Raw genomic sequence first — 2,942 nt, 5'->3', positions numbered from 1 at the left:
GACCACTTAGATCAATCCCAGCCGCGCTGATTGCAATAAGTGCGGCCAGAAAAATACCCACATAGCCGATGCCAGAAACAATGGCATTGCGCCCGCCAGCATCCAGTTTGGTGCGCGGCAGGATCGTTGTGCGCATCGCCCCTTGCAGCAAACGCGTTGCCATATAGCCAACACTAAACAGCACTGCGAAAGTCAGGAAATCTGACGGCGAAATGCGGCTATCGCCAATCGCAAAACCTTCTTGGAAACGCGCCCAAACCTCTGTGATATCCGCCCAACGCGCGCCCCAGATCAGCGCAAGAACCGGCAATGACGCAATCACCAAGGCAAAGCCCATCAAGACGGGGATCAGGGATTCATCATCCGTGCTCTCTTTGCGCATAACAAAGGCATAGAGATCGCGAATGAAGCCCTGCAACACCAACAACAACCCAAAGAGCGCCATGGTCGCCAGAAACGAAAACATCAAACGTGCCGAGGCTGTGCCATAGCCAAGCGCAGCCAGCACAGGCCCCGCAACCGCAATGACCATTGAAAGCTGGCCCAGCAAACGTGACATGCGCATGCGATAGAGCCAACCATCATCATCTTCAGACGGTTCAATCAAAGCGCCGCGCAGCAAGGCGCCAAGCCTGAACAGCACCAGACCTGTCAAAATCAACAGCGGAAAGCCCAGGACAGCACGCGTTGCATCGCTCCAGTTATCATAGTTCGCAAAGCTTTGCAGGATCATCGCCGCGATCAATATCAAAGCGCTTGCAGTGATATACCAACGTGCCTCCGCCCTGTGCGATGGGCCAATGGGCAGAATGGTTTCATCGTCAGAGCGCGGGAACAACTGCCCGCCAAGCCACCAAAAGCCCAATAACAGCAAACCAAAGACGGGCAATTGATCCAGAAGCAAACTTCCGCGCAGGCCAATAAGCCCCGAATCCAAAGCCGCCCCTGCAAGAAAACCCAATCCGGTAAACGGCAGGAATATCTGCAAAAGTGACGCAACAAAACGCCAGACATTGCTTCCCCGATTGGTGTAGCGCCGCAAAACATCCACGATCTTATGCGACCAGCGCCGACCGCGCAGAATAAGCACGAGCCCTATCAGCGACATCACGATGATCTTGGGCAATTCCTGAAGGAAAACCTTCAACTGCGTCTCGGATCTGAGAGCTGTGCTCGTTTCTTGCACAATCGCCACAGGTGACTTGCCAAGTGTTTCAATCGCTGGTGCCCAATAGACGGGATTTACAGGACTGGGCCCACCCTGCAACAGGGCGCTGGTTTGACGTTCGCGGATAATACGGTCGATCTCTTTAATCACCCCGTCCGCACGGCTATAGGCCTCCTCGGCAGCCACAATTGGCGTGCTCAGACGCTGCAACTGGTCATTCAACTCCGCGCGCCGACTTGCGATGTCGGCAGCCTCTTCAACCCCCTCCAGAGGCGTGCCAAGGGCTTCGATCTGCGACTTCAACGTCACGATCCGCGCTTTGTTGCTTGTCTGCGCCGTCAGAAACGTCTCGCGCCATTCTACGATCTGACTACGTAACGTTTCCAAAGCAGATGATGATGCGCGTCCATTTTCGACAGCGATTTCAGCGCGTTGTGCAACACTATCCCAGGCGACATAGTCTGGCGCAGCGGTCTGGGCGCTGACGCTGAACGCACCAACCAGAAACAGCGTAACGCAAAGCGCACGAAAAAACATGAATATCCGCATCAAACGTCCTCAAACACACCTGGAATGCTTGCAGGTGCCCTGTCGAGCCATTCAGGCACCGGCAAGCCTTTCTCGCGCAGGAATTCCGGGTTGAACAGCTTGGACTGATAGCGCGTTCCGAAATCGCATAAGATGGTCACAATCGTGTGGCCCGGCCCCATATCGCGCGCCATGCGGATCGCGCCCGCAACATTAACACCCGAAGAGGCGCCAAGGCACAGGCCTTCATGCTCAAGCAGATCAAACACTTGCGGCAGCGCTTCGCGATCGGGGATGTTGTAGGACATATCAGGCGTGAACCCTTCAAGGTTCTTGGTAATGCGAACCTGACCGATGCCTTCCGCAATAGAGCCACCTTCGCTCATGACCAATTCCCCATTGGTATAATAATTGTAAAGCGACGCACCATCCGGGTCCGCCAGTCCGATCTTCACGCCCTTGGGCTGAAGCACCATGCCGATCCCCGCAAGCGTGCCGCCAGATCCGACAGCACAGATAAAGCCATCCACCTTGCCGCCTGTCTGCTCCCAAATTTCGGGGCCGGTTGTGTCGATATGGGCTTGGCGGTTGGCCACGTTGTCAAACTGGTTCGCCCAGATCACGCCCTCATTGGTGGTGCGCGCCAGCTCTTTGGCAAGGCGTTCCGAATAGCGCACAAAGTTGTTCGGGTTACGATACGGCGCAGCAGGCACCTGCACCAGTTCCGCCCCCGCAAGGCGCAGCATGTCCTTCTTTTCCTGACTTTGCGTTTCAGGAATCACAATCACCGTCTTGAACCCCATCGACGCGCCAACCAGCGCAAGGCCGATGCCCGTATTACCAGCCGTGCCTTCCACGATTGTGCCGCCCGGCTTCAAATCCCCGCGCGCAACCGCATCCTGAATAATCGACAGCGCCGCTCGATCCTTGACCGACTGGCCCGGATTCATAAATTCCGCTTTGCCAAGGATCGTGCACCCCGTCGCTTCCGAGGCGGCCTTAAGTTTGATAAGCGGTGTATTCCCAATGGCCTGAGCCAGATCCTGAGCTACGATCATGTGCATGTCTCCTTGCTTCCCACTCTACCTATTCTCGTGACCGCCCTAACTCAAGCCAATGACGCGCCAATCCAGCCTCTTCTTTGGTCTAAAAATACCTTGGGGAGCGCGAGGGGCTAGCCCCTCGCGTCGGTCCGATCACGCAAGGGATCGGAGGTCATCGCGCCGGCGCGCCAGCCAAAGCAACA

Annotated in this window: 2 protein-coding genes; both read right to left on the bottom strand. The window is 56.2% G+C overall.

Annotated features, from left to right (window positions below):
* Positions 1-1,705: DUF3772 domain-containing protein (locus tag WBC85_RS13050; protein ID WP_424437902.1), on the bottom strand; the 1,705-nt coding region annotated here is incomplete at its 3' end.
* Between the two features lie 11 nt (positions 1,706-1,716).
* Entirely contained in the window at positions 1,717-2,754 is a 1,038-nt protein-coding gene (locus WBC85_RS13045) for a cysteine synthase A (protein ID WP_424437899.1), read from the bottom strand.
* Between the last annotated feature and the right edge of the window lie 188 nt (positions 2,755-2,942).

The organism is Planktotalea sp., from assembly GCF_049680325.1.
Taxonomy (GTDB): domain Bacteria; phylum Pseudomonadota; class Alphaproteobacteria; order Rhodobacterales; family Rhodobacteraceae; genus Planktotalea.
This window is presented reverse-complemented; position numbering and strand designations above follow the sequence as displayed.

Excerpts from the sequence above, each read along its gene's own strand:
- WBC85_RS13045 (WP_424437899.1), bottom strand. The coding sequence starts at position 2,754 with ATGATCGTAGCTCAGGATCTGGCTCAGGCCATTGGGAATACACCGCTT.